Source organism: Streptomyces sp. NPDC096205, assembly GCF_044763135.1.
In the GTDB taxonomy this organism is placed as follows: Bacteria; Actinomycetota; Actinomycetes; order Streptomycetales; family Streptomycetaceae; genus Streptomyces.
In genome coordinates, this window is sequence record NZ_JBIWFS010000001.1 from 1,488,263 (window position 1) to 1,512,500 (window position 24,238).

The following is a 24,238-nucleotide window of genomic DNA, read 5'->3' on the forward strand; positions in this document are numbered from 1 at the left end:
GGGGAGCCCTACCGCGCAGGCCCCGACCGAGGCACTGTCACCGTCACCCGTAGGCCGTGCGGCTCGTGATGGTCGTACGCGATGGAGCCGCCCCCGGCCGCCAGCAGAGCCCGGGAGATGGACAGGCCCAGCCCTGAGCCCTTGATGTTCTGGTGTCGCCCGCTACGCCAGAAACGATCGCCGACGCGGATGAGTTCCTCGTCGGTGAGGCCCGGCCCGCGGTCGGCGACGACGATGGTCGAAGTGTCGCCGTTGGACGCGACGCAGACGCGCACGCATTCGTCCTCAGGGGTGAACTTCACCGCGTTGTCGATCACCGCGTCGAGGGCGCTGGAGAGCGCGACCGGGTCGGCCCACGCGGTGGTGGGCGGGCAGTCCCCCACCAGCCGTACGCCCTTCGCCTCGGCCGTCGGGGACCACGCGGCGACGCGCTCGGCGGTGAGCGCGCCGATGTCGGTCAGGGCCAGGTCGGCCTCGGCGTGCTCGGCGAGCGCGAGGTCGAGCAGGTCGTCCAGGACCTGGGCCAGCCGGCGGCCCTCGGCCTGGACGGAGGCGATCTCCGCGTTGCCCTCGGGCAGTTCGAGGGCGAGCAGCTCGATGCGCAGCAGCAGCGCCGCAAGGGGGTTGCGCAGCTGGTGCGAGGCGTCGGCGACGAAGGCGCGCTGCTGCTCCAGCACGTCCTCGACGTTGTCCGCCATCTCGTTGAACGACCGGGCCAGCCGTCTGAGTTCCGGCGGCCCGCTCGCCACCGCGACGCGGGACTTCAGGCGGCCGCTGGCGACGGCGTGCGTGGTGGCGTCGAGAATCCGTACGGGCCTGAGCACCCACCCCGTGAGCCGCAGCGCCGCGCCGACGGCGAGCAGCATCGCGGCGACCTCGCCCGCCGCGACGACCAGCCAGCCCTGCAGGATGCGCGAGCGCATGGCGCCGGTGGGCGAGTCGGTGACGACGACCGCGACGACGTCGCCGTCCCGGATGACCGGCGAGGCGACGACCAGGGTCCGTCGCTGCCAGGGCCAGATCTGCTTCGGGTCCTGGCTGCGCCGGCTGAGCAGCGCCTCGGCGAACGCCCTGCGGACCTCCCCCTTCTCGGGGAGCAGCCAGTCGCCCGGCGCCTGCGCCATGGGCGTGCCGTTGCGGTAGAAGACCCCGGCACGGATGCCGTAGACCTCGTGGTAGCTCGTCAGTTCCGTGCTGAGAGTGCGCTCGTCCGGGGACGTGGTGCCGGGGCCGGCCGTCGCGGGGGTGACGTACTGCGCGAGGGCGGCGAACCGCGCGGTGTCGTCGATGCGGTCGACGATGACCTTCTGCTGCTGCGCCGCGGCCACGCTGACGGCGAGCGGCACGCCGAGCGCCAGGAGCACGGCAGCCATCAGGACGATGAGCAGCGGCAGGAGTCGAGTGCGCACCCTGGCTCGCTAGGCGGCGGGGGCGACGAGCCGGTAGCCGACGCCGCGCACGGTCTCGATCAGCGCGGGCATGCGCAGCTTGGCGCGCAGGGACGCCACATGCACCTCCAGGGTGCGTCCGGTCCCCTCCCAGCTGGTGCGCCACACCTCGCTGATGATCTGCTCCCGGCGGAAGACCACTCCGGGCCGTTGGGCCAAAAGGGCGAGCAGATCGAACTCCTTGCGGGTCAGTTGGACAACCGAACCGTCCACGCTGACCCTCCGCGTGGGCAGCTCGATGTGTACGGAACCCAGGCGCAGCACGGCCTCGCCGGCTCCGGCCGCGTCCTCGTGCACCGTGCGCCGGCTGACCGCGTGGATGCGGGCGAGCAGTTCTCCGGTGTCGTACGGCTTGACGACGTAGTCGTCGGCCCCCAGGTTGAGGCCATGGATGCGGGAGCGAACGTCGGAGCGGGCGGTGACCATGATGACGGGGGTGCTGGTGCGTTTGCGGATCTTGCCGCAGACCTCGTATCCGTCCTGGTCGGGCAGGCCGAGGTCGAGCAGCACGACGCCGAAGCCCGGGCCGCCGGGGACCAGCGCCTGGAGGGCTTCCTCGCCGCTACGCGCGTGTGTCACGTCGAAGCCGTGCCGCGCCAGCACCGCGGACAGGGCGGCGGCGACGTGGTTGTCGTCCTCGACGAGAAGCAGTCTCATCCCGGCCTCCTTCGGTTCATCGCGCGTACGGTGTCGTCCGACAAAAATGCGTGCACGCGCGTGCGTGCACCCAGGCAGTCACGCCGATGGATGAGGACGGCGTCAAGAGGGTTCCGGTTGCGCGGAGCTTCCGTTATCCGGCCGATACGCGTCCAGGTCGCAAGTGCTACGACACGTGTCCGATTGCAACCGGATCGTGATGCTCAGATTCCCCTCAGATGTAATGACGCTGGTCGCGTAGGGTTACTACTGTCCTCCGAAACCGAGGAGGACGGAGCCAGAGAGCGATGACCGAAGTATCGGTGGCCAAGGAAGATGTGGCCGCGAGTGGCGAACTGGTCGTCCTGAAGAGCGTCAACAAGCACTTCGGCGCGTTGCACGTACTCCAGGACATCGATCTGACGATCGCGCGCGGCGAGGTCGTCGTGGTCATCGGGCCCTCCGGGTCCGGGAAGTCCACCCTGTGCCGCACCATCAACCGGCTGGAGACGATCGACTCCGGCGACATCACCATTGACGGCAGGCCGCTGCCCGCCGAGGGCAAGGCGCTCGCGCGGCTGCGCGCGGACGTCGGCATGGTGTTCCAGTCCTTCAACCTCTTCGCGCACAAGACCGTGCTCGAGAACGTCATGCTCGGCCAGATGAAAGTCCGTAAGTCGGACAAGAAGAAGGCTGAGGAGAAGGCCCGCGCCCTGCTGGACCGCGTCGGCGTGGCCACCCAGGCGGACAAGTACCCCGCTCAGCTCTCCGGCGGCCAGCAGCAGCGCGTCGCCATCGCCCGCGCGCTGGCCATGGACCCCAAGGTCATGCTCTTCGACGAGCCGACGTCGGCGCTCGACCCGGAGATGATCAACGAGGTCCTGGAGGTCATGCAGCAGCTGGCCCGGGACGGCATGACCATGATTGTCGTCACCCATGAGATGGGATTCGCACGATCGGCCGCAAACCGCGTGGTGTTCATGGCGGACGGACGCATCGTCGAAGAGGCTGCGCCCGACCAGTTCTTCAGCAACCCCCGCAGTGACCGCGCCAAGGACTTCCTGTCGAAGATCCTGCACCACTGACGCCACGTCGCTCCCGCGACGCACTACGTCATCCGGCAACACGGCATCTCCTCACCACACGAAGGATGTTCACCATGAAGCTCCGCAAGGTCTCCGCCGCGGCCGCGGCTGCGCTCGTCCTCTCCCTGACCGCGACGGCCTGTGGGGGCGACGACGACAAGGACAGCGGCTCGGGCTCCGGTGGCGGCGACACGATCAAGGTCGGCATCAAGTACGACCAGCCCGGTCTGGGCCTGAAGGAGCCGGGCGGCAAGTTCTCCGGCTTCGACGTCGACGTGGCGACCTACGTCGCCAAGGAGCTCGGCTACAAGCCCGACCAGATCGAGTTCGTCGAGACCAAGAGCGCCGACCGCGAGAACGCGCTGGCCCGCGGTGACGTCAAGTTCATCGCCGCGACCTACTCGATCACCGACGAGCGCAAGCAGAAGGTCGACTTCGCCGGTCCGTACCTGCTGGCCCACCAGGACCTGCTGGTGAAGAAGGACTCGGACATCACCAAGGGCACCGACCTCAACGGCAAGAAGCTGTGCTCGGTGACCGGCTCGACCTCGGCGCAGAACGTCAAGAAGGACATCGCGCCGAAGGCCCAGCTCAAGGAGTACGGCACCTACTCGGAGTGCATCGCGGGCCTGCAGAGCGGCGCCGTCGACGCGGTGACCACCGACGACTCGATCCTGGCCGGCTTCGCCTCGCAGGACCAGTACAAGGGTCAGTTCAAGCTCGCCGGCCTGAAGCTGAGCAACGAGAACTACGGCATCGGCGTGAAGAAGGGTGACACGGCGACCGTCGACAAGATCAACAAGGCCCTCGAGAAGATGGTCAGCGACGGTTCCTGGGACAAGGCCGTGAAGGACAACTTCGGTCCGGCCGAATACAAGAACGAGCCCGCTCCGAAGATCGGCGACATCAAGAGCTGAGGTCACTGACTGGTGCGGCGCCTCCAGGGGCGCCGCACCCGTACACCCCTACACCCCGGAAGCGCGGGAGACAGTGTTCGACTTTCTTTCTGACTACGACGACCCGAGCCTGTTGGGCGCGTTCTGGGTGACGGTGCAGCTCACCGTCTTCTCCGGCCTAGGCTCTCTGATCTGGGGCACTCTGCTGGCCGCGATGCGGGTCAGCCCGGTCCCGCTGATGCGCGGCTTCGGCGCGGTGTACGTGAACATCGTCCGCAACATCCCGCTGACGGTGATCATCGTCTTTACCTCGCTCGGTCTCGCGGACATCTTCCGGGTGGGCATGGGGGCGCCGGACAACTTCGAGGTCCGGGACTTCCGCCTGGCGGTTCTCGGGCTCGTCGTCTACACCGCCGCGTTCGTCTGCGAGGCACTGCGCTCCGGTATCAATACGGTGCCCGTGGGCCAGGCCGAAGCCGCCCGCGCGATCGGACTGAGTTTCAGCCAGGTACTCCGACTGGTCGTGCTGCCGCAGGCGTTCCGCTCGGTCATCGGCCCGCTCGCCAACGTCCTGATCGCGCTGACCAAGAACACCACGGTGGCGGCGACGATCGGTGTGGCCGAGGCGGCTTACCTGATGAAGGGCATGATCGAGAAAGAGGCGCAGACCCTCCTGATCGGCGCCATCTTCGCCTTCGGATTCGTGGTCCTGACCCTTCCCACCGGCCTGATCCTCGGCTGGCTCAGCAAGCGACTGGCGGTGAAGCGATGAGCTCGGTCCTCTACGACACTCCGGGCCCCAAGGCCAAGCGGCGCAACCTCCTATGGTCCATCGCCTTCTTCGCCGTACTCGCCCTGGTGCTGTGGTTCGTCTGGCAGGTCATGGACGACAAGAACCAGCTGGAGTGGGCCCTGTGGAAACCGTTCACCCAGTCCGAGGCGTGGACGACGTATCTCCTGCCCGGCCTCACCAACACCCTCAAGGCCGCCGCGCTCGCCATGGTCATCGCCCTTCCTCTGGGCGCGATCTTCGGCATCGCACGCATGTCCGACCACCGCTGGGTCCGCATTCCGGCCGGCGCGGTCGTCGAGTTCTTCCGGGCCATCCCGGTCCTGCTGCTGATGCTGTTCGCCAACGAGTTCTACGCCCGTTCCACGGACGTCGGCACCGACGACCGGCCGCTGTATGCGGTCGTCACGGGCCTGGTGCTCTACAACGCCTCGGTCCTCGCCGAGGTCGTACGGGCCGGCATCCTCTCCCTTCCCAAGGGTCAGACGGAGGCCGCGCAGGCGATCGGCCTGCGCAAGGGCCAGACCATGCGCAGCATCCTGCTCCCGCAGGCGGTCACCGCCATGCTGCCGGCGATCGTCAGCCAGCTCGTCGTCATCGTGAAGGACACGGCGCTCGGCGGTGTGATGATCGGCTTCACCGAGCTGCTGAACTCCCGCGGCACGCTGGCGGCCTTCTACGCCAACCCCGTCGCGAGCTTCGTCGTGGTGGCGATCATGTACATCATCCTCAACTTCCTGCTGACCACCTTCGCGAGCTGGCTGGAGCAGCGGCTGCGGCGCAGCAAGCGCTCCACGGGCGCGGTCCTCGGCAAGGACGACGTCGACGACCTCAACGCCGCCGAGGTCGGTGGCAGCTTCGGCTCAGGAGCCAGCGCCTGACGAGTGGTCAAGTGACGTGAACGGGTGAAGGCAGTGGCGTGACGACGCCACTGCCTTCGTCACTTGACGCAAGCACCGGCAATAGGTTGCATACGTTCTGTGATCGTGCACCCTGCTCAAAACTCCTGTTCACACCCGTATCCTGAGACGCCGTCACGAGCAGGGAGCGCCGCGCCGTGGACCCGGTGATCATCGTCGGGGCGGGGCCCGTGGGGCTCACGCTCGCGCTGGCACTCGCCCGCCAGGAAGTGCCGTCCGTCGTCCTGGACGAGGGGCCGGGCAAGGACGAACCGCGCCTCGCCCGTACGGTCGTCCTGCGCGAGGACACCACCGCTCTCATGGAACGGCTGACCGGGCTGCCGATCGCCGAGGCCGGACTCCGCTGGTCAGGCTGGCGGTCGGTGCGGCGTCGGCAGATCATGCGTGAGGTCGACTTCGACGCACCGGACGACTCCGAGTCGGGGATCGAGACCGTCTCTGCGCCCACCGCCCCGCTGCATGTCGCGCAGCATGTGCTCACGGGCGCGCTGCGGGCCGCCCTCGCCCGCGAGCGGCTCGTCAAGATCGCCGTGGACAGCAGGCTCGACGGCCTGGAGCAGGAGCCGTCCGGCGTCACCGCCCACACCCGCGGAGCCCAGGGCACCTGGTGGCGGGGCAGCTACCTGGTCGGCTGCGACGGTCCCCGCTCCACCGTGCGCAAGCTGCAGGACATCCGCTTCCCCGGCCGTACGGCGGTGGAGCGACACGCCGTAGCCGCACTGCGCACGGAACTTCCATGGGCCGGTCGCGCGTTGCTCCATCGGACACCGCCGTGGCGGACGTCGGGACCCTCGGCCGGGGAGGTGACCGCGCGCCCGCTGCCGGAGGGCGTCTGGCGGCTGGACTGGCTGCTGCCGCCGAGCAAGGACCTCGTCACCCCCGAGCTCCTGGTGACCCGCATCCGGGAGACGCTGACGGGCTGGACCGACGGCGCCACACCGTCGTACGAACTGCTGGACACGGGTGTGCACATCGTGCACCACCGGCTGGCCCGCCGCTGGCGGGTGGGCCGTGTCTTCCTCGCCGGGGACGCGGCGCATCTGCTCGGCGCGCTCGGCACCCAGGGCCTCGACGAGGGGCTGCGGGACGCCGACAACCTCGCCTGGAAGCTGGCGCTCGCCTGGCACCACGGGCCGCACGAGACGCTGCTCGACAGCTACCAGGCCGAGCGGCGCGCGGTCGTCGCCGCCCGGCTGCGCGCCGCCGACCAGGTGCTGCCGCTGCTGCGCGGCGGCAAGGGGCTGCGCTCGTACGTCCTCGGCGCCGCCCGGGGCCATGACGCGCTGCTCACCGACGGCCACCTGGGGGAGGGCCCGGTCGGCGCGCCCGGCGGCTACGCCGACTCGCCGCTCGCGCCTCGGCACATCGAGGCCGAAGTCCCGGTCGGCACCCTTCCGGGCGCGCCCGTCGCCGACGTACGGGTCACGGCCGAGGACGGCACGTTCGTACAGCTGCGGGATCGGCTGGGCCGCGGCGCGCTGCTGGTCGTGCTGGTCGCGCCGGGCACCGGGGTGTGGGAGCGCCGGCACTGGGTGTCCGCCGGGGTGATGCCCCGGCTGGCCGCGGCGGTCACGGCCCTGCCGCACCCCGCGGAACTCCTCGTCGCCGAGAGCTACCCGGGCGCGGCCGCCCACACCGTCCTTCTGGTACGACCCGACGGCCACCTCGTCACGGCCCTCAGCGGCGTGCGCCCGGCCGACCTGTACGCGGCGGCGGAGGCGGCTCTCGGAGGACCGAGGGAGGCAGAGGCAGCGGCGACGGCCTCGGCCTCCGCCGCCTCGGCGAACTGAGCGGCCGGGGCCGGCCCGCGTGCCCGGCCGTCCTCACCGTCACCCTGCGTCCGCATGGTGACGGTGAGTTGACCGCCCTCGACCGCCGTGGTGTACTCCGAACCGTGACCGACACCGATGTGCGCCTGTGGCGGAGGGTCCACATGGACCTGGTCCGCTACGCAGGCTGCGTGTGTCGTCCGTCCTGCTGAGTTCGCATTCCCTCGTCTCCGCGCGCCGCCGTTTTCGGCTTCTCGTGCGCGCTCACGCGACTTCTCCCAGGACGGTCTCCGTTGTCTGTCTCCCCCGCCCTGTCCGGGCCCCTTTCGCCTGCCCCCTCCGTGTCCGCGTCCGCCCGTGTCCCCACCGAGACGGACCTCCTTGATTTCGTACGACGCACAGCCGCCGACGCCGAGTTGATCGCCTCGCTGCCGCTCGACCCCGAGGGCCGCACCTGGATCCGCCTGGAGGGGCCCGGCGGCAGCGAGGCGTGGCTCATCGGCTGGCCGCCCGGCTCGGGCACCGGCTGGCACGACCACGCCGACTCGGTCGGCGCGTTCCTCACCGCCCGCGGGGAGCTGCGGGAGAACGCGCTCGCCGCCCGGCTGCCCACCGACGGCTGGAAGACCCTGGAGCTCACCGAGGGCGTGGACCGCGAACGCCGACTGCCGGCCGGTCAGGGCCGCGCCTTCGGTCGGCACCACGTCCACGAGGTCCTCAACGAGTCACCTGAGCAGCACGCGATCTCCGTCCACGCCTACTACCCGCCGCTGCCCCGCATCCGCCGCTACAGCCGCACGGGGCAGGTGCTGCGCCTGGAGCAGGTCGAGCGCCCGGAGGACTGGCAGTGAGGTGGGGCGGGGAGGCAGGAGGCGAGCACCTTACGGCGAAGACGGTCATTTCGGGACGCGCGGCCATTTTCGGGTCGCGCGAGGAGGGGCGGGGAGTCGGATGAGTGAACAGAGCCATACCGCCGTCGAGGTCGGCCAACAGCCCGTCGGCGTCGACCAGTTGCTGGAGCGAGTGCGTGAGGGTTACGAGCGGATCGAGCCCCTCGACGCCCATGCCGCCGCCCGCTCAGGCGAGGCAGTGCTGGTGGACATCCGCTACGCCGCGCTGCGCGAGCGGGACGGTCTGATCCCCGGCGCCCTCGTCGTCGAGCGCAACGAACTGGAGTGGCGCCTCGACCCGCAGGGGAGCCACCGCCTCCCCGAGGCCACCGGGCATGACCTGCGCGTCGTGGTCATCTGCAACGAGGGCTACGCCTCCAGCCTGGCCGCCGACTCCCTGCACCGGCTGGGACTCCGCCGGGCCACGGACCTGGTGGGCGGCTTCCAGGCGTGGAAGCAGGCGGGGTTGCCGGTGACGCCGCCGTCCGAGCCGGAGAACGGGGTGAGGCAGGCAAGGGGGTGAGCCGACTGCCCGTGCGGCTTCCGAGGGCCCAGGCGTGTTCTCTTCGAGAGCACGACGGGCACGCTCAGAACCCCTCGTCCCCCAGGAAGTCGGCCTCCTCGCCCTCCTCCTGCAGTGCCTGGCGGACCACGCGCAGGGCCATGCCCTCCGAGTAGCCCTTGCGGGCGAGCATGCCCGCGAGACGGCGCAGTCGCTTGTCGCGGTCCAGGCCGCGGGTGGCGCGCAGCTTACGGTCGACGAGTTCCCGCGCGGTCGCCTCCTCCTGCTCGGAGTCGAGCTGGGCGACGGCGGAGTCGATCAGGGTGGAATCGACGCCCTTGGTGCGCAGCTCCCGCGCGAGGGCGCGGCGGGCGAGGCCCCGTCCGTGGTGCCGGGACTCCACCCAGGCGTCGGCGAAGGCGCCGTCGTCGATCAGTCCGACTTCCTCGAACCGGGACAGCACCTCCTCGGCGGCCTCGTCCGGGATCTCCCGCTTGCGCAGGGCGTCCGCGAGCTGCTTGCGGGTGCGTGGGGTCCCGGTGAGCAGGCGCAGGCAGATCGCCCGTGCCTGCTCCACCGGGTCCCCCGGGGGCTCCCCCTTCTCGGCCCTCGACGAGGCAGAGGTGCCTCCGTCCTCGGTGGACGGCTCCTGCCCGGCACGCCGACGGCGCCCACGACCTGTGCGTGAGCCGCCCTCGTCGCGCCGCCCGCGCCCGCGACGGAGTCCGCCGTCGTCCGGGGGCGGGACGCCGTCCTGCCAGTCGTCACCGTCGTACGGGGAGTACGCGGTGCCGTCCGGCCCGTCACTCTCCCCGGCGAAGCCCGAGTCGCCCTGCCGCCCCGGCTCCCGGGAACTGCCGGGGTGGGCGTACTCGGTCCAGTCGGTTCGCCGTGTCACGCCGTCAGCTCTTGGCAGCCGCGGCCTTGGGCTTGGCGCTCTTGGCCGCAGCCGGGGCCGGAACCGACTTGGCGTCGTCCGCGGCGGCGGAGGCCGCGGCGTCCGTGCCCGGCTCGGCGGCCGGCTCCTCGGGACGCACGCCGACGCCGAGCTTCTCCTTGATCTTCTTCTCGATCTCGTTGGCCAGGTCGGGGTTGTCCTTCAGGAAGTTGCGCGCGTTCTCCTTGCCCTGGCCGAGCTGGTCGCCCTCGTACGTGTACCAGGCGCCGGCCTTGCGGACGAAGCCGTGCTCCACGCCCATGTCGATCAGGCCGCCCTCGCGGCTGATGCCCTGGCCGTAGAGGATGTCGAACTCGGCCTGCTTGAAGGGCGGCGCGACCTTGTTCTTCACGACCTTGCAGCGGGTGCGGTTGCCGACCGCCTCCGTGCCGTCCTTCAGGGTCTCGATGCGGCGGATGTCGATACGCACCGAGGCGTAGAACTTCAGCGCGCGGCCACCGGTCGTGGTCTCCGGCGAGCCGAACATCACGCCGATCTTCTCGCGGAGCTGGTTGATGAAGATCGCGGTGGTCTTGGACTGGTTGAGGGCGCTGGTGATCTTCCGCAGCGCCTGGCTCATCAGACGGGCCTGCAGGCCGACGTGGCTGTCGCCCATCTCGCCCTCGATCTCCGCGCGCGGGACGAGCGCCGCGACGGAGTCGATGACGATCAGGTCGAGGGCACCGGAGCGAACCAACATGTCCACGATCTCCAGGGCCTGCTCGCCGTTGTCGGGCTGGGAGAGGATCAGGTTGTCGATGTCGACGCCGAGCTTCTTTGCGTACTCGGGGTCGAGGGCGTGCTCCGCGTCGACGAACGCGACCTGGCCGCCGGCCTTCTGCGCATTGGCCACGGCGTGCAGGGTCAGGGTCGTCTTACCGGAGGACTCCGGGCCGTACACCTCCACCACGCGGCCGCGCGGCAGGCCGCCGACGCCGAGGGCGACATCGAGTGCGGTCGACCCGGTGGGGATGACCTCGATGGGCTCGTTCGGCCGCTCACCCAGGCGCATGACCGCGCCCTTGCCGAACTGCCGTTCAATCTGTGCGAGCGCGGCATCCAGGGCCTTCTCGCGGTCGGTTCCTGCCATGGGTTCCACCCGGTTTGCTTGAGTCGATCGCTTCACGTCAAAGACGCTAACGCCTGCCACTGACAATGCGCCCCGACGCGGGTCCGGCCTGTGGATAACTCGGGGATCCATCCATGCAAAGCATGCCAAAAACACCCACCGAGAACCTCGCCAGCGCTTCCATAAGAATGGATGTTCGATTTTCGTGTCAAGCGCACCACGCCCCTGCGTCACGGCGGCTTCGTCGGCGCGCGAGGGTCACGGAACAGCAGGGCGAACCGGTCGAGGCCCCGCCTGAACCGGCCCTCCGGAGTGATGGACCTCTCAGTCGGCCTGCGTGCGGTCGCCCGAGGCGCCCGAGGTGCCGTTTCGCGACCGGCCCCATATCCGCCGGGCGCGCAGGAGCGGGCTCGGGCCGCCGCCTCTGCCTCCCGCGCGGTGTCCCTGCACGCGCGGGTCGTCGGTGACGTCGTAGCGCTTCACGTACGCGCCCAGGAACGCCTGGAGCGTGGCGACGGCCGGGATGGCGACCAGGGCACCGACCGCGCCGAGCAGCGCGGTGCCCGCGATGACCGAGCCGAAGGCGACCGCGGGGTGGATGTCGACGGTCTTGGAGGTCAGCTTGGGCTGCAGCACATAGTTCTCGAACTGCTGGTAGACCACGACGAAGACCAGCACCCACAGCGCGTACCAGGGATCGACCGTGAAGGCGATCAGCATGGGCAGGGCACCCGCGAGGTAGGTGCCGATGGTCGGGATGAACTGCGACACCAGGCCCACCCACACCGCGAGCACGGGCGCGTACGGCACCCCCAGCGCCTGCAGCAGGATGTAGTGGGCCACACCGGAGATCAGCGCCATCAGACCGCGCGAGTACAGATACCCGCCGGTCTTGTTCACGGCGATCTCCCACGCGCGCAGTACCTCCGCCTGCTTGGCGGGCGGCAGGACGGAGCACAGTGCGCGGCGCAGCCGCGGTCCGTCGGCGGCGAAGTAGAACGAGAACAAGGTGATCGTCAGCAGCTGGAAGAGTCCGCCGAGCACCTGCGCGGAGACGTCCAGCACACCGGTGGCGCTGTTCTGGACGTAGTTGCGCAGCCAGTCGGAGCGCAGCAGGCCCTCCTGCACGTCCACTCGTCTGAGGTCGGTGTGGAAGTGGGCGTTGACCCAGTTGATGACGGAGTCGAGATAGTCCGGGAAACCCTCGACCATCTTGATGAGCTGACCCGCGAGCATGGAGCCCAGCAGCGTCACGAATCCTGCGGACAGGATGATCACCGCGAGGAAGACCAGCCCGGTGGCCAGGCCCCGGCGCATCCCCCGCGAGGCCATCCAGCTCACCGCCGGCTCGATGGCCAGCGCCAGGAAGAACGCGATGAGGATGTTGATCAGCAGGCCGGTCAGCTGGTGGAAGGCCCAACTGCCGAGCTGGAAGCAAGCGATGAGCGCCAGCGCGAGCACCATGGCGCGCGGCAGCCAGCGCGGCATGCGGCCGCCCGGCGCGGCGGCGCCCTCGGCCGGGGGCCGTGTGGGCGGAGTCGTGCCGATCGGGGATGCCTGCGGGGCTGCTTGCCCGGTCTCGTCAGTGGATGCCACGGATCAAGTCTCGCCCACGTCACTGACAGCCGGGAGCCGTCCTGCCGTCTTCGTGACCGGTCAGCGCCTTTCGTGTGGAACGTTCATGACGGAGCACACCACACGCCACACGTCCTTGGCCTCCCAGCCGGACTCCAGCGCCTGCTGCACAGTGCGTCCGTCGAGTTCCGACATCACGTGATCGCGCGCGAAGGTTTCGGCGTACCCCGCACCGAAGTGCTCCGCCATCCGCTCCCAGAAGACCGTCAACCGCATGACACCAGTATCCCGCCCCTGGGGGTGGGCCCCGGCCCGGACGGCTTGCCAGGACCGTTTTCGGCCCTACGGTCTGACCATGGCCGAAACAGGAGCATCCCCACTCCCCGCAATGCCCCCGGCGCACTCCCCACTCTTCCGCGCCGAGCACTTCGTCTGGCTCACCGCGCGCGTGCTGGAGCAGCGGCTCTTCGCGTACCACTTCCTCGACGGCCCCGCCGACCCGGTGGAGACGGCACTGGACGCCTACCGCAACGAGGACGGCGGCTACGGGCACGCACTGGAGCCCGATCTGCGCGGCCCCGTCAGCCAGCCGCTGCACACCGCGCACGCGCTGCGCGTGCTGGACTCCCTCGGGCGCTGCGGCGGGCAGCGGGTGGAGCGCATCTGCCGCTACCTGACGGCCGTCTCCACGCCCGAGGGCGCTCTTCCGGCGGTGCATCCCAGCCAGCGGGGCTATCCGGCGGCGCCGTTCGTGCCGATCGTGGACGACCCGCCCGGCGAGCTCCTCTCCACCGGGCCCGTGGTCGGGCTGCTGCACCGCAACGAGGTGTGGCACGCGTGGCTGTTCCGGGCCACCGACTTCTGCTGGCACGCCATCGAGTCGCTGAAGACCTCGCATCCGTACGAGGTCCATGCCGCCGTCGCCTTCCTGGACTCCGTACCCGATCGCTCGCGCGCGGAGGCCGCGGCCGACCGGCTGGGCCGCCTGGTGCGAGAGCAGCGGCTCGCCGCGCTCGACCCCGGCGACCCGGACGCCTATCCAGTGGCTCCCGGGTACGCCCCCGGCGAGCACCACTTCCCGCACGACTTCGCCCGGACACCACGGTCCCTCGCGCGCGCGTGGTTCACGGACGAGGAGATGACGCGCTCGCTGGACTTCCTCGCGACCGAGCAGACGGAGGACGGCGGCTGGCCGGTCCGCTGGCGCCAGTGGGCACCGGGCACGGCCCTGGAGGCCCGCCCCATGGTGACGATCGAGGCACTGCGCACGCTCCGGGCGTACGGCCGTTTCATCGGCTGACGCGCGGGCCGCCGGGGAGGGACCGGCGGAGGCGCCCTGCAGCCATGCCCGCCGGCCTATGACGGCTTCGGCCGACCTGCGACTGTGTCACCGATCCACCCGCGGCCTCACCGACCTGCCCGGCTACGCCGGTTTCGATCGGGAAGCCCCTCAACCGCCCAGCGCGCGCACCCCCGCCGTCACGACCACCGCGGCCGCCACGACGATCAGGAAGGGGGCGCGCAGCACCAGCGCCACGGCGGCCGCGGCGAGCCCCGCCGCGCGCGCGTCCAGCACCAGGGACCGGCCGTCGGCGAAGGTCTGCTGGGCCGTGAGGGCCGCGAGCAGGGCGACCGGCAGCAGCGCGGCCAGCCGCCTCACGAGGGGCCGCTCCAGTACGCCCGCGGGGACCAGCAGCCCGGCGAGCTTGACGGCGTAGCAGCCGACGGTGGTGACCGCTATGGCGATCCAGAAGTTCATCGCTCGCCCTCCTGCTCCCCGTCGCCACCCGGCGCGGGTGCCTCGGAATCCCCGCCGCCACCCGGCGCGGGTGCCTCGGAATCCCCGCCGCCACTCCGCCCGGGCGCCTCGGAATCCCCGCAGCCACTCCGCCCGGGCGCCTCGCAGAGCCCGTCTCCCTCCGTCTCGGCCCGCCCCTGTTCCGACAGCGCGCCCCCACGCCGCCCCCGTACCCACAGCACGGCCGGTGCCGCAAGGGCGGCCAGCAGGACCGGTACGCCGGCCGGCAGGACCGGCAGCAGGGCGAGGCCCAGGACGACGGCGAGGCCCGCGACGGCCCGTTCGGTCGTGCTGGTGAGCATGGGGGCGAGCAGGGCAAGGAAGACGGCTGGACCGGCGGCGTCGAGGCCCCATACGTCCGTGTCGCCGATGGCCTCCGCGCCCAGGGCGCCGAGCAGTGTGGTGAGGTTCCACAGCAGGTAGAGGCTGAGCCCGGTCACGGCGAAGCCGATCCTCGCCGCACGCCGGGTCGGCTGGGCCAGCGCCACGGCCGTGGTCTCGTCGATGACCCACTGCGCGGCGAACGGGCGCACCGCGCGCGGGAGGGCCAGCAACTGGGACAGGCGCAGGCCGTAGAAGGCGTTGCGCACACCGAGGAAGAAGGCGCCCACCGCGGCCGTGAGCGGGTTCCCTCCAGCCGCGAGCGCCCCCACCAGCGCGAACTGGGACGCGCCGGTGAAGACCAGCAGGCTGAGCGCGCAGGTCTGCCACACCGTGAGCCCGCTGCCCGCCGACGTCACCCCGAAGGCGAAGCCGGAGAGTCCTACGGCGATCCCGACCCCGAGCGCGTCCCGGACGACGGCCCGGTCGGGTTTTCCCTCGCCCGTGGAGCCCGGCCCGCCTGGGCCGTCGGCCCGTGTGCCTGCTGCGAAAGCTGTCTGTTCTGCCACGCCTCGGACGGTAGGACGAGCCCGCGCGAGCCGTCTTGTACGTTCTTGCGCTCCCGCTGATACGCCCCCGGGGGCACCCCCACGATCCGGCTGAAGTGGCGGTTGAGGTGTGGCTGGTCGGTGAAGCCCACGGCCAGCGCGGCCTCCGCGGGGGCGGTGCCGGTGTCCAGCAGCCGCCGGGCGCGCCGTACCCGGGCGTCGGTCAGCCAGGCGTGGGGCGGCATTCCGTAGGCGTCGCGGAAGGCGCGCAGCAGGGCGAAGGGGCTGGTCCCGAGGTCTTCGGCGAGGCGCTCCAGCGTCGGCGGCTCGGCCATCCGCTCCTCCAGCACGGCACGCGCGCGTGCCGCGACGCGCGCGCCGGCCGTCCGGACGACCCGCTGCGGCAGGGGTCCGCCGTTCAGCCGAAGCAGCCGGGTCACGGCCACGCGCAGCAGCGTGTCGGCGGCCAGCGCGTTGGCCTCGTCGGTGGCACGCAGCACCTGGTGGACCAGGGCGACGGTGTAGGGGTCGTCGAGCACGGGACTGACGAAGCCGGGGGTGCCGCGGATCGTGGTCGTCTCTGCGGCGATGCCGGCCACGACCTCGGGGGACGGGTAGACCGCTCCGTAGCGCCATCCCTCGGGCACTCCGGCCCGGCCGGTGTGCGGGGTGTCCGGATTGACCAGGGCGAGCGCCCCGGCGCCGGCGTACTGGTCGCCGCTGCCGTGGTGGAAGACCTCGACTCCGTCGGCGATGGCGGCGATCACGAAGTTCTCGTGCGTGTGCCGTACGAACGTCTTGCGGATGTACCGGGCCCGCAGCAGGTCGACCCCCGGCAGTTCCGTGTACTGCCAGTGCCGCGCCCGCTCCCCGGAACCTGCCATACGCCCATTGTCGGCCAAGTGGATGATGGCCGTACTCGGGGATCCCGCGGTGGCGGAACGGGGCCGCCGGCCCGAAATCCGCAGCTCAGCGCCATTGTCAGTGGCGGGGTGCAGGATGGACGCATGGTCAGCTCCGCCCACCGGGCCCTCGACGGCTTCTCCCCCGCGACCCGCGGTTGGTTCACGGGGGCCTTCTCCGCGCCCACCGCGGCCCAGGCGGGCGCGTGGCAGGCCATTCGTGAGGGTTCGGACGTGCTGGTGGTCGCCCCGACCGGCTCCGGCAAGACCCTGGCCGCCTTCCTCGCCGCGCTGGACCAGCTGACCTCCACGCCTCCGCCCGCCGACCCCAAGAAGCGCTGCCGCGTGCTGTACGTGTCCCCGCTGAAGGCCCTCGCCGTGGACGTCGAGCGCAACCTCCGCAGCCCTCTGACCGGCATCCGCCAGGAGTCCGTCCGGCTGGGTCTGCCCGAGCCGGAGGTCAAGGTCGGCATCCGCTCCGGGGACACCCCGGCCGCCGAGCGCCGCGCGCTGTCCACGCGTCCGCCGGACATCCTGATCACCACACCGGAGTCGCTGTTCCTGATGCTGACGTCGGCCACGCGCGACGCGCTGACCGGCATCGAGACGGTGATCCTCGACGAGGTGCACGCGGTGGCCGGCACCAAGCGCGGTGCCCACCTCGCCCTGTCCCTGGAGCGGCTGGACGAGCTGCTGCCGAAGCCGGCCCGCCGCATCGGCCTGTCGGCGACCGTGCGTCCCGTCGACGAGGTCGCCCGCTATCTGTCCCCGCGCCGCAAGGTGGAGATCGTCCAGCCCGAGTCGGGCAAGGAGTTCGACCTGTCTGTCGTCGTCCCGGTGGAGGACCTCGGCGAGCTGGGCGCCGCGCCCGCGGCCGACGGTGACAGCGGCGCGGAGCGCCCCTCGATCTGGCCGCATGTCGAGGAGCGCATCGCCGACCTGGTCCAGTCCCACCGCTCCACCATCGTCTTCGCCAACTCCCGCCGCCTGGCCGAGCGTCTGTGCAACCGGCTCAACGAGATCGCCTACGAGCGGGCCACCGGCGAGACCCTGGAGGAGCACCACAGCCCCGCCGAGCTGATGGGCGGCTCGGGCGCGGCCCAGGGCGCCCCGCCGGTCATCGCGCGCGCCCACCACGGCTCGGTGTCCAAGGAGCAGCGCGCGCTGGTCGAGGAGGACCTCAAGGCGGGCCGCCTGCCCGCGGTGGTCGCCACCTCCAGCCTGGAACTGGGCATCGACATGGGCGCGGTGGACCTGGTCGTCCAGGTGGAGTCCCCGCCGTCCGTGGCGTCCGGACTCCAGCGTGTCGGCCGCGCCGGACACCAGGTGGGCGCGGTCTCCACCGGCGTGGTGTTCCCGAAGTACCGCGGCGACCTCGTGCAGGCGGCCGTGGTCACCGAGCGCATGCGCACCGGCTCCATCGAGTCGCTGAAGGTCCCGGCCAACCCGCTGGACGTGCTGGCCCAGCAGCTGGTGGCCATGACGGCCCTGGACACCTGGCAGTTCGACGACCTGCTCGCCGCCGTCCGCCGCGCCGCGCCCTTCGCCTCGCTGCCCGAGTCCGCCTTCACGGCCGTCCTGGACATGCTGGCCGGCCGCTACCCCTCCGACGCCTTCGCGGAGTTGCGCCCGCGCGTGGTGTGGGACCGCGTGGCCGGCACCATCACGGGCCGCCCCGGCGCCCAGCGTCTCGCCGTGACCTCCGGCGGCACGATCCCGGACCGCGGCCTGTTCGGGGTCTTCCTCGCCGGATCCGACCCGAAGAAGGGCGGCGGCCGGGTCGGCGAGCTGGACGAGGAGATGGTCTACGAGTCCCGCGTGGGCGATGTCTTCACGCTCGGCACCAGCTCCTGGCGCATCGAGGACATCACCCGCGACCGCGTGCTGGTCTCCCCCGCGCCGGGCGTCCCGGGCCGGCTGCCGTTCTGGAAGGGCGACCAGCTGGGCCGCCCCCTCGAACTGGGCCGCGCCCTGGGCGCGTTCCTGCGCGAGGTCGGCTCCCTGAGCAAGGAGGACGCCCGCCTGCGCCTTGTCGCCGCAGGCCTGGACGCATGGGCCGCCGACAATGTGCTGTCGTACCTGAACGAACAGCGCGAGGCCTGCGGCCATGTCCCCGACGACCGCACGATCGTCGTGGAGCGCTTCCGGGACGAGCTGGGCGACTGGCGCGTCGTCGTCCACTCCCCCTTCGGCGCCCAGGTGCACGCCCCCTGGGCCCTCGCGCTCGGCGCCCGGCTGTCCGAGCGCTACGGCATGGACGCCCAGGTGATGCACGCCGACGACGGCATCGTGCTGCGCCTGCCGGACGCCGACCTCATGGGCCTGGACCTGCTCGACCAGGAGCCCATGAAGGCCGGCACGGAGTACGACGCCGACCAGGCGCCCGTCGGCGCGGCGGACGTCGTCTTCGACAAGGGCGAGGTCGATCAGGTCGTCACCGACCAGGTCGGCGGCTCCGCGCTGTTCGCGTCCCGCTTCCGCGAGTGCGCCGCCCGCGCGCTGCTGCTGCCGCGCCGCAACCCCGGCCGCCGCACCCCGCTGTGGCAGCAGCGCCAGCGCGCCGCCCAGCTGCTGGAGGTGGCCAGCGAGTTCGGCTCCTTCCCGATCGTCCTGGAGGCCGTCCGCGAATGCCTCCAGGACGTCTTCGACGTCCCCGGCCTGGTCGAGCTGATGGGCGACCTGGAGTCCCGCAAGGTGCGCCTCGTCGAGGTCACCACCCCCGAGCCGTCCCCGTTCGCGCGTTCCCTGCTCTTCGGCTACGTAGCCCAGTTCCTGTACGAGGGTGACTCGCCGCTCGCCGAGCGCCGCGCGGCCGCGCTGTCCCTGGACTCGCGGCTGCTGGCCGAGCTGCTCGGTCAGGCGGAGCTGCGCGAGCTGCTCGACGCCGAGGTGCTGACCGAGCTGGAGCGGGAGCTGCAGTGGCTCACCGAGACCCGGCGCGTCAAGGACGTCGAGGGCGTCGCCGACGCCCTGCGTGTGCTGGGCCCGCTCACCGACGCCGAACTGGCCGAGCGCGGCGCCGAACCGCAGTGGGCCCAGGAGCTGGCCTCGGCCCGGCGTGCCATCCGGGTCCGGATCGCCGGCGCCGACCACTGGGCGGCGATCGAGGACGCAGGGCGGCTGCGCGACGCGCTGGGCACCGCCCTGCCGGTCGGTGTCCCGGAGGCCTTCACCGAACCGGTGAAGGACCCGCTGGGCGACCTCCTCGCGCGCCACGCCCGCACCCACGGCCCGTTCACGTCGGCCACGGCCGCCGCCCGGTTCGGCCTCGGCGTCGCTGTCACCGACGGCGCGCTGCACCGGCTCGCCGCCGCCGGACGGGTCGTCCAGGGCGAGTTCCACCCGGCGGGGATCGGCCAGGAGTGGTGCGACGCGGCCGTGCTGCGCCGCCTGCGCCGCCGTTCCCTCGCCGCGCTGCGGCACGAGCTGGAGCCGGTGTCGCCGGCCGCGCTCGCCCAGTTCCTGCCGCAGTGGCAGCACATCGGCAAGGGCCACGGGCTGCGTGGCATCGACGGACTCGTGCGGGCCATCGAGCAGTTGCAGGGCGCGTCCGTACCGGCGTCCGCCCTGGAGAAGCTGGTCCTGCCGTCCCGCGTCACCGACTACAGCCCCGCCATGCTCGACGAACTGACCGCCGCGGGCGAGGTCGTGTGGGCCGGGGCCGGCTCTCTGCCCGGCAAGGACGGCTGGGTCTCGCTGTACATGGCTGACGCGGCCCCGCTCCTCCTGCCGCCACCGCACCCGCTGGAGCTGACGGCCCTGCACCAGTCCGTCCTGGACGCCCTCTCCGGCGGCTACGGCCTGTTCTTCCGTCAGATCGCCGACCAGGTCCGCGCCACCACGCATCCCGAAGCCACCGATCCCCAACTGGCCGACGCGATCTGGGATCTGGCCTGGTCCGGTCGGCTCACCAACGACACGCTGGCCCCGATGCGCGCCGTGCTGGGCTCCGGCCGCACCGCCGGTTCCACGGCCCACCGCGCCAAGCGCACGGTCCCGCGCGGTCGTTACGGCTCCCTGACGGCCGCCGCCCGCCCGGCCTCGCGCACCGGCCCCCCGACCGTGGCCGGACGCTGGTCGGTGCTGCCGCAGCGCGACGCCGACACCACCGTGCGGGCCCATGCCCTGGCCCGTGTCCTCCTCGACCGGCACGGCGTGGTGACCCGGGGTGCGGTCGCCTCCGAGGGCGTCGAGGGCGGCTTCTCGGCGATCTACCGCGTGCTGTCCGTCTTCGAGGAGAGCGGCCAGGCCCGCCGCGGCTATGTGGTGGAGGGGCTGGGCGCCGCCCAGTTCGCCATGGACGGCGCGGTGGACCGCCTGCGCGCGGTGGCCAACGCCCGCGAGGGTCTGTCCGGCCCGGCCTTCAGCGGCGATCAGGGTGGGAGCACCCCGGCAGCGGCCTTCGGCACGACGGCCCCCTTCACGGACGAGACCTTCGCCTTCCCGGGCGACCCCACCTCCGCTGGGGTACGCGGCTTCCTGGACGACCCGACCTCCCCGCCCGCCTTCTCGGACGGCCTGCCCGCATCCGGGTCCCCCTCCTTCGTGGACGACGGCGCCTTCCCCGGCCGGCCGACCGACCCCGGCGGCTACGTCTCGCCGCGCGACCTCGCCCCGCCCAACGGCCCGTACGGCGCGAACGGCCCCGCCTGGCGAGGCACCGGCCCCATGGGCCACCCCGGCCGCAGCCGTCGTACCCCCGCCTCCCGGGCCGTCGTCCTCGCCGCCGCCGACCCGGCCAACGCCTACGGCGCCGCCCTGTCCTGGCCCGAACCCCCGACCGGCGCCGGGCACAAGCCGGGTCGCAAGGCGGGCTCGCTCGTCGTCCTCGTCGATGGCGAGCTGACCCTCTACATGGAGCGCGGCGGCAAGACCCTGCTGGCCTGGCTCACCGACGCGGACAGCGGCACGCTCGCCGACGACCCCCGGCTGCGCGAGGCCGCCGAGGCCCTCGCAGCAGCCGCCCGCGCGGGTTCCCTCGGCACGGTCACGGTGGAACGCATCAACGGCACCTCCGCCCTGACATCCCCCCTGGGCACCCTCCTGGAAGGAGCAGGCTTCATCGCGACACCGCGCGGCCTCCGCCTACGGGCCTGAGACAACTGAGACGACTGAGACGACCCAGGCGTACGCCCCTGGGGGACACACACGCGTACGCCCCTAAGGGACCCTCACTCCGACACAAGGCGCCCACCTCGACCAAGGGCGCCGCGAAGCCCGGCAGCTACCCCTGCTGCTCAAGCGCCCTCACACACGGCAACCGCCCACCACCAGCCAAGGCACCCAACCCCCCACCCAAAGCCACCACCAGCCAAGGCCAGCCCCACCCAGGCCAGGTCCCACCCAAGGCCCCTCCCCCCACACCCCCTCCCCCATGCCACCCTTGACCCATGCCCGAAGGCGACACCGTCTGGCAGACCGCGAAGCGCCTGCACACCGCCCTCGCGGGCCACGTGCTGACCCGCTCCGACCTCAGGGTGCCCAAGTACGCCACGGCCGACCTCACCGGCCGTACCGTCCTGGACGTCACCCCGCGCGGTAAGCACCTGCTCACCCGGATCGAGGGCGGCCTGACCCTGCACTCGCATCTGCGGATGGACGGCTCCTGGAAGGTGTACGCGGCCGGACAGCGCTGGAGCGGCGGCCCCGGGCACCAGATCCGCGCGATCCTGGGCACCGCCGACCACACGGCGGTCGGCTACCGCCTCCCCGTACTGGAACTCCTGCGCACCACGGACGAGGAGCGCGCCGTCGGCCATCTCGGCCCCGACCTGCTGGGCCCCGACTGGGACCCCGACCGCGCCCTGGCGAACCTCCTCGCGGACCCGGCCCGCCCGCTCGGCGAGGCCCTGCTCGACCAGCGCAACCTCGCCGGCATCGGCAATGTCTACAAGAGCGAGCTGTGCTTCCTCCTCGGCGTCACCCCCTGGCTCCCCGTCGGGGACCTCCCCGCCGACCGCGCGGCCGCGCTCCCCGGCCTGGCCAAACGCCTGCTGGAGGTCAACCGCGACCGCCCGATCCGCGCCACGACGGGCCGGCGCGGCCAGGACCTGTTCGTGTACGGCCGGGCCCCCCGTCCCTGCCTGCGCTGTGGCACGCCCGTCCGGGTCGCGGACCAGGGCGACGGCTCCCGCGAACGCCCCACGTACTGGTGCCCCACCTGCCAGCCGGGCCCCGCCCCCGACCGCACCCGGACGGCGCCCCTCCCCGGCGACACCGGCCGAAGAAACCAGCCCCGCACCAATTGACGACCCGTCAGAAACATTCGTACGGTCCCCCGTATGGCCGTCGACGCGTACGACCTCACCGGACGCACCGCCTTCATCACCGGCGCCGCCAGCGGTATCGGCCGCGCCTGCGCGCTGCTGCTCGCCCGCGCGGGCGCCACCGTGCACTGCGCGGACCGGGACGCGCCGGGTCTCGCGGAGACGACCACGCTGGTCGAGAGGGAAGGCGGCACAGCCGTCCCCCACCACCTCGATGTCACGGACCGCGCGCAACTGTGCCAAGCCGTCGCCTCCTGCGAGCGATTGCACGTGATGGCCGCGGTGGCAGGGATCATGCACAGCAGCCCGGTCCTGGAGACCCGGGACGAGGATCTCGACCGGGTGCTGGACGTCAATTTCAAAGGTGTGTTCCACGCCTGCCAGGAGGCCGCCCGGCTGATGCTCGCGCAGGACGTGCAGGGCAGCATCGTCACGATGGCCTCCGGAGCCGTCGACACCGGCGGCCCGGGCCTGTTCTGCTACGGCGCCGCGAAGGCGGCCGTCGTCCAGCTGACCAGGACCCTCGCGACGGAGGTCGGCCCGCACGGCATCCGCGTCAACGCCGTCGCGCCGGGCTGGATCCGCACGCCCATGACCGATCGTCACGAAGCCGGTGCCCAGGCGCACACCGAAGCGCTGATGGCCCGCAGATCCCCGTTGGGCCGAGTGGGTGAGCCGGACGATGTGGCCCACGCCGTGCTCTATCTGGCCTCGGACGCCTCAGCCTTCATGACGGGGCAGATCCTCCGCCCCAACGGCGGGGTGGCCATGCCCTGGTGAGACCCGCTCCGGCCGGAGAGCCCCACCACCCGTGCGCCAGGCCCGTATCCAGCGCCCTTCCCGCAGCGCCCCCACAGCCCGCCCCTTCGGCACACAGTGCACCGGCAGCAGGCTGAGCCCCCACCCTCCGGCCGCGACCGCCCCCTCCAGCACACCCGCGTCCGGCGCCACGGCCAGCCGCAGCACGGCCCACCACCACAACGCCCCGAGCCCGAGGCCGGCCCCCCAACGCGCTGTCCGCCCCACCATGGCCCCACCTCCAGCCCGACGACACCCCCGACGCCGGCACCTCCGCCGACCGACAAGACGCTAGGCACCTCCACCCCCACCGAAACAGGGCGCACCCCCGGCACACGGGTGCAGCACCGGCGGCCGACGCGGAGCCGCCGACTCGACCGTCAGCCGTTCTCTGCCTGGAACATCCAGTGATGCTTCTCGAGGTCGGCGGTGATCCCGATGAAAATGTCCTGCGTCACCGGGTCAGGCTCGCCGGTCGACGCCACGCGCTCCCGCATGCGCCCGATCACGGCTCCGAGGGCGTCCACCAGCACGCCCACCGCGTCCGCGTCCTTCACCCAGCCCCCGGGCACCGACCCGATGCCACTGCCGCTGGCGACCGTGGCGGCACGGCCGTCGGGCGACACACCCAGCGCCGAAGCCCGTTCGGCGACCGTGTCGGAGTGGGTCCGAGCGGTGGCGACGACCTCGTCGAGCTGGAGATGCACCGACCGGAAGCGCGGTCCGACCACGTTCCAGTGAATCTGCTTCGCCACGAGGGACAGGTCCACCAGATCGACGAGGGCGCCCTGCAGCGCCTCGGACACAGTCTTCAGATCGGTGTCGGACAGCGGGCTCTTCACGACGTACATGCACAACTCCGTGGATCGCGACGACGGAACACGTGTCTCCACCATGACCGCCCACCTCGACCCGGGCAAATGGAGCACAACGGGCATGGGGTTGCGAAAAAAGCCCCACGGGGCCGTCACAACAGTCCCCATAGGGCCGTGAAATCAGCGCTCACGGGGCCGCCGAAAAAGCCCCCGCACAAACGCGAAAGGCCCCGCCCGTGCCCCTCCGGTTCACCCGGAGAAGCCTCGGTGGGA

At 71.8% G+C, this 24,238-nt stretch carries 23 protein-coding genes; 12 read left to right on the plus strand and 11 right to left on the minus strand.

Annotated features, from left to right (window positions below; all coding sequences use genetic code 11):
- Positions 1-8: 8 nt before the first annotated feature.
- Positions 9-1,409 carry an ATP-binding protein gene (locus ACIQ6Y_RS06230; RefSeq protein ID WP_404033561.1) on the minus strand — a complete coding sequence of 467 codons (1,401 nt, stop codon included), beginning with the start codon at positions 1,407-1,409 and terminating at the stop codon, positions 9-11.
- Positions 1,410-1,418: 9 nt separating this feature from the next.
- Entirely contained in the window at positions 1,419-2,105 is a 687-nt protein-coding gene (locus ACIQ6Y_RS06235) for a response regulator transcription factor (protein ID WP_404033563.1), read from the minus strand.
- A 287-nt stretch (positions 2,106-2,392) separates the two neighbouring features.
- Between ACIQ6Y_RS06235 and ACIQ6Y_RS06240 the strand changes: the two genes are divergently transcribed.
- The 8 genes from ACIQ6Y_RS06240 (at position 2,393) to ACIQ6Y_RS06275 (ending at position 8,957) form a co-directional block, all read left to right on the plus strand.
- Positions 2,393-3,169, plus strand: a complete 777-nt coding sequence (locus ACIQ6Y_RS06240; RefSeq protein WP_404033565.1) for an amino acid ABC transporter ATP-binding protein — start codon at positions 2,393-2,395, stop codon at positions 3,167-3,169.
- Between the two features lie 74 nt (positions 3,170-3,243).
- A complete protein-coding gene (locus ACIQ6Y_RS06245; RefSeq protein WP_404033567.1) occupies positions 3,244-4,086 on the plus strand; it encodes a glutamate ABC transporter substrate-binding protein in 843 nt (280 codons plus the stop codon).
- Between the two features lie 73 nt (positions 4,087-4,159).
- Positions 4,160-4,837: an amino acid ABC transporter permease gene (locus ACIQ6Y_RS06250; RefSeq protein ID WP_404033569.1), complete on the plus strand. Its 678-nt coding sequence runs from the start codon at positions 4,160-4,162 to the stop codon at positions 4,835-4,837.
- Positions 4,834-5,736, plus strand: coding sequence for an amino acid ABC transporter permease (locus ACIQ6Y_RS06255; protein WP_404033571.1), 903 nt, complete (start codon positions 4,834-4,836; stop codon positions 5,734-5,736). The genes ACIQ6Y_RS06250 and ACIQ6Y_RS06255 overlap by 4 nt, the downstream gene beginning before the upstream one ends.
- 176 nt (positions 5,737-5,912) lie before the next feature.
- The gene (locus ACIQ6Y_RS06260) at positions 5,913-7,565 is read left to right on the plus strand and encodes an FAD-dependent monooxygenase (protein WP_404033573.1); all 1,653 of its coding nucleotides are present in this window, start codon (positions 5,913-5,915) and stop codon (positions 7,563-7,565) included.
- A gap of 119 nt (positions 7,566-7,684) precedes the next feature.
- On the plus strand, positions 7,685-7,756 hold the full coding sequence (locus tag ACIQ6Y_RS06265; protein WP_309544753.1) for a putative leader peptide: 72 nt from the start codon (positions 7,685-7,687) through the stop codon (positions 7,754-7,756).
- 81 nt (positions 7,757-7,837) lie between these two features.
- The gene (locus ACIQ6Y_RS06270; RefSeq protein ID WP_404033575.1) at positions 7,838-8,395 is read left to right on the plus strand and encodes a cysteine dioxygenase; all 558 of its coding nucleotides are present in this window, start codon (positions 7,838-7,840) and stop codon (positions 8,393-8,395) included.
- Between the two features lie 100 nt (positions 8,396-8,495).
- Positions 8,496-8,957: a rhodanese-like domain-containing protein gene (locus ACIQ6Y_RS06275; protein WP_404033577.1), complete on the plus strand. Its 462-nt coding sequence runs from the start codon at positions 8,496-8,498 to the stop codon at positions 8,955-8,957.
- 64 nt (positions 8,958-9,021) lie between these two features.
- Here ACIQ6Y_RS06275 and recX read toward each other — a convergent pair whose 3' ends face one another.
- The 4 genes from recX to ACIQ6Y_RS06295 all read right to left on the minus strand — a co-directional run bounded on the left by recX (position 9,022) and on the right by ACIQ6Y_RS06295 (position 12,793).
- Positions 9,022-9,834: a recombination regulator RecX gene (recX, locus tag ACIQ6Y_RS06280; protein WP_404033579.1), complete on the minus strand. Its 813-nt coding sequence runs from the start codon at positions 9,832-9,834 to the stop codon at positions 9,022-9,024.
- A 4-nt stretch (positions 9,835-9,838) separates the two neighbouring features.
- A complete protein-coding gene (gene recA, locus ACIQ6Y_RS06285) occupies positions 9,839-10,963 on the minus strand; it encodes a recombinase RecA (RefSeq protein ID WP_404033581.1) in 1,125 nt (374 codons plus the stop codon).
- 303 nt (positions 10,964-11,266) lie between these two features.
- Complete coding sequence (locus ACIQ6Y_RS06290) at positions 11,267-12,538, minus strand: AI-2E family transporter (RefSeq protein WP_404033583.1); 1,272 nt, start codon at positions 12,536-12,538, stop codon at positions 11,267-11,269.
- Between the two features lie 60 nt (positions 12,539-12,598).
- Entirely contained in the window at positions 12,599-12,793 is a 195-nt protein-coding gene (locus ACIQ6Y_RS06295) for a DUF3046 domain-containing protein (RefSeq protein ID WP_404033585.1), read from the minus strand.
- Between the two features lie 79 nt (positions 12,794-12,872).
- On the opposite strand from ACIQ6Y_RS06295, the gene ACIQ6Y_RS06300 reads away from it, so the two are divergent.
- Positions 12,873-13,817, plus strand: a complete 945-nt coding sequence (locus tag ACIQ6Y_RS06300; RefSeq protein ID WP_404033587.1) for a hypothetical protein — start codon at positions 12,873-12,875, stop codon at positions 13,815-13,817.
- Between the two features lie 150 nt (positions 13,818-13,967).
- Here the strand turns inward: ACIQ6Y_RS06300 and ACIQ6Y_RS06305 are convergent, their stop codons facing one another.
- The 3 genes from ACIQ6Y_RS06305 to ACIQ6Y_RS06315 are packed head-to-tail and all read right to left on the minus strand — an operon-like array spanning position 13,968 to position 16,068.
- Positions 13,968-14,276 carry an AzlD domain-containing protein gene (locus ACIQ6Y_RS06305; protein ID WP_404033589.1) on the minus strand — a complete coding sequence of 103 codons (309 nt, stop codon included), beginning with the start codon at positions 14,274-14,276 and terminating at the stop codon, positions 13,968-13,970.
- Positions 14,273-15,088, minus strand: coding sequence for an AzlC family ABC transporter permease (locus ACIQ6Y_RS06310; protein ID WP_404033735.1), 816 nt, complete (start codon positions 15,086-15,088; stop codon positions 14,273-14,275). Before ACIQ6Y_RS06310 ends, ACIQ6Y_RS06305 begins: the two co-directional genes overlap by 4 nt.
- The gene (locus tag ACIQ6Y_RS06315; RefSeq protein WP_404033591.1) at positions 15,079-16,068 is read right to left on the minus strand and encodes an AraC family transcriptional regulator; all 990 of its coding nucleotides are present in this window, start codon (positions 16,066-16,068) and stop codon (positions 15,079-15,081) included. The genes ACIQ6Y_RS06310 and ACIQ6Y_RS06315 overlap by 10 nt, the downstream gene beginning before the upstream one ends.
- Before the next feature lie 123 nt (positions 16,069-16,191).
- On the opposite strand from ACIQ6Y_RS06315, the gene ACIQ6Y_RS06320 reads away from it, so the two are divergent.
- The 3 genes from ACIQ6Y_RS06320 (at position 16,192) to ACIQ6Y_RS06330 (ending at position 23,132) form a co-directional block, all read left to right on the plus strand.
- A complete protein-coding gene (locus ACIQ6Y_RS06320; protein ID WP_404033593.1) occupies positions 16,192-21,183 on the plus strand; it encodes an ATP-dependent helicase in 4,992 nt (1,663 codons plus the stop codon).
- A 293-nt stretch (positions 21,184-21,476) separates the two neighbouring features.
- Positions 21,477-22,334: an Fpg/Nei family DNA glycosylase gene (locus ACIQ6Y_RS06325; protein WP_404033595.1), complete on the plus strand. Its 858-nt coding sequence runs from the start codon at positions 21,477-21,479 to the stop codon at positions 22,332-22,334.
- Between the two features lie 33 nt (positions 22,335-22,367).
- On the plus strand, positions 22,368-23,132 hold the full coding sequence (locus ACIQ6Y_RS06330; RefSeq protein WP_404033597.1) for an SDR family NAD(P)-dependent oxidoreductase: 765 nt from the start codon (positions 22,368-22,370) through the stop codon (positions 23,130-23,132).
- Here the strand turns inward: ACIQ6Y_RS06330 and ACIQ6Y_RS06335 are convergent.
- Positions 23,073-23,381: a hypothetical protein gene (locus tag ACIQ6Y_RS06335; RefSeq protein WP_404033599.1), complete on the minus strand. Its 309-nt coding sequence runs from the start codon at positions 23,379-23,381 to the stop codon at positions 23,073-23,075. The two genes, ACIQ6Y_RS06330 and ACIQ6Y_RS06335, sit on opposite strands and share 60 nt — an antisense overlap.
- 149 nt (positions 23,382-23,530) lie before the next feature.
- The gene (locus ACIQ6Y_RS06340) at positions 23,531-24,001 is read right to left on the minus strand and encodes a Dps family protein (protein WP_404033601.1); all 471 of its coding nucleotides are present in this window, start codon (positions 23,999-24,001) and stop codon (positions 23,531-23,533) included.
- Positions 24,002-24,238: the final 237 nt, after the last annotated feature.

What these genes read in the sequence shown, in the direction of transcription:
- recA (WP_404033581.1), bottom strand. Translation starts at nt 10,963, where the DNA reads ATGGCAGGAACCGACCGCGAGAAGGCCCTGGATGCCGCGCTCGCACAG.
- ACIQ6Y_RS06275 (WP_404033577.1), top strand. Translation starts at nt 8,496, where the DNA reads ATGAGTGAACAGAGCCATACCGCCGTCGAGGTCGGCCAACAGCCCGTC.
- ACIQ6Y_RS06340 (WP_404033601.1), bottom strand. Translation starts at nt 24,001, where the DNA reads ATGTACGTCGTGAAGAGCCCGCTGTCCGACACCGATCTGAAGACTGTG.
- ACIQ6Y_RS06295 (WP_404033585.1), bottom strand. Translation starts at nt 12,793, where the DNA reads ATGCGGTTGACGGTCTTCTGGGAGCGGATGGCGGAGCACTTCGGTGCG.
- ACIQ6Y_RS06240 (WP_404033565.1), top strand. Translation starts at nt 2,393, where the DNA reads ATGACCGAAGTATCGGTGGCCAAGGAAGATGTGGCCGCGAGTGGCGAA.
- ACIQ6Y_RS06300 (WP_404033587.1), top strand. Translation starts at nt 12,873, where the DNA reads ATGGCCGAAACAGGAGCATCCCCACTCCCCGCAATGCCCCCGGCGCAC.
- ACIQ6Y_RS06255 (WP_404033571.1), top strand. Translation starts at nt 4,834, where the DNA reads ATGAGCTCGGTCCTCTACGACACTCCGGGCCCCAAGGCCAAGCGGCGC.
- ACIQ6Y_RS06305 (WP_404033589.1), bottom strand. Translation starts at nt 14,276, where the DNA reads ATGAACTTCTGGATCGCCATAGCGGTCACCACCGTCGGCTGCTACGCC.
- ACIQ6Y_RS06335 (WP_404033599.1), bottom strand. Translation starts at nt 23,381, where the DNA reads ATGGTGGGGCGGACAGCGCGTTGGGGGGCCGGCCTCGGGCTCGGGGCG.
- ACIQ6Y_RS06325 (WP_404033595.1), top strand. Translation starts at nt 21,477, where the DNA reads ATGCCCGAAGGCGACACCGTCTGGCAGACCGCGAAGCGCCTGCACACC.
- ACIQ6Y_RS06235 (WP_404033563.1), bottom strand. Translation starts at nt 2,105, where the DNA reads ATGAGACTGCTTCTCGTCGAGGACGACAACCACGTCGCCGCCGCCCTG.
- ACIQ6Y_RS06245 (WP_404033567.1), top strand. Translation starts at nt 3,244, where the DNA reads ATGAAGCTCCGCAAGGTCTCCGCCGCGGCCGCGGCTGCGCTCGTCCTC.
- ACIQ6Y_RS06315 (WP_404033591.1), bottom strand. Translation starts at nt 16,068, where the DNA reads ATGGCAGGTTCCGGGGAGCGGGCGCGGCACTGGCAGTACACGGAACTG.
- ACIQ6Y_RS06320 (WP_404033593.1), top strand. Translation starts at nt 16,192, where the DNA reads ATGGTCAGCTCCGCCCACCGGGCCCTCGACGGCTTCTCCCCCGCGACC.
- ACIQ6Y_RS06330 (WP_404033597.1), top strand. Translation starts at nt 22,368, where the DNA reads ATGGCCGTCGACGCGTACGACCTCACCGGACGCACCGCCTTCATCACC.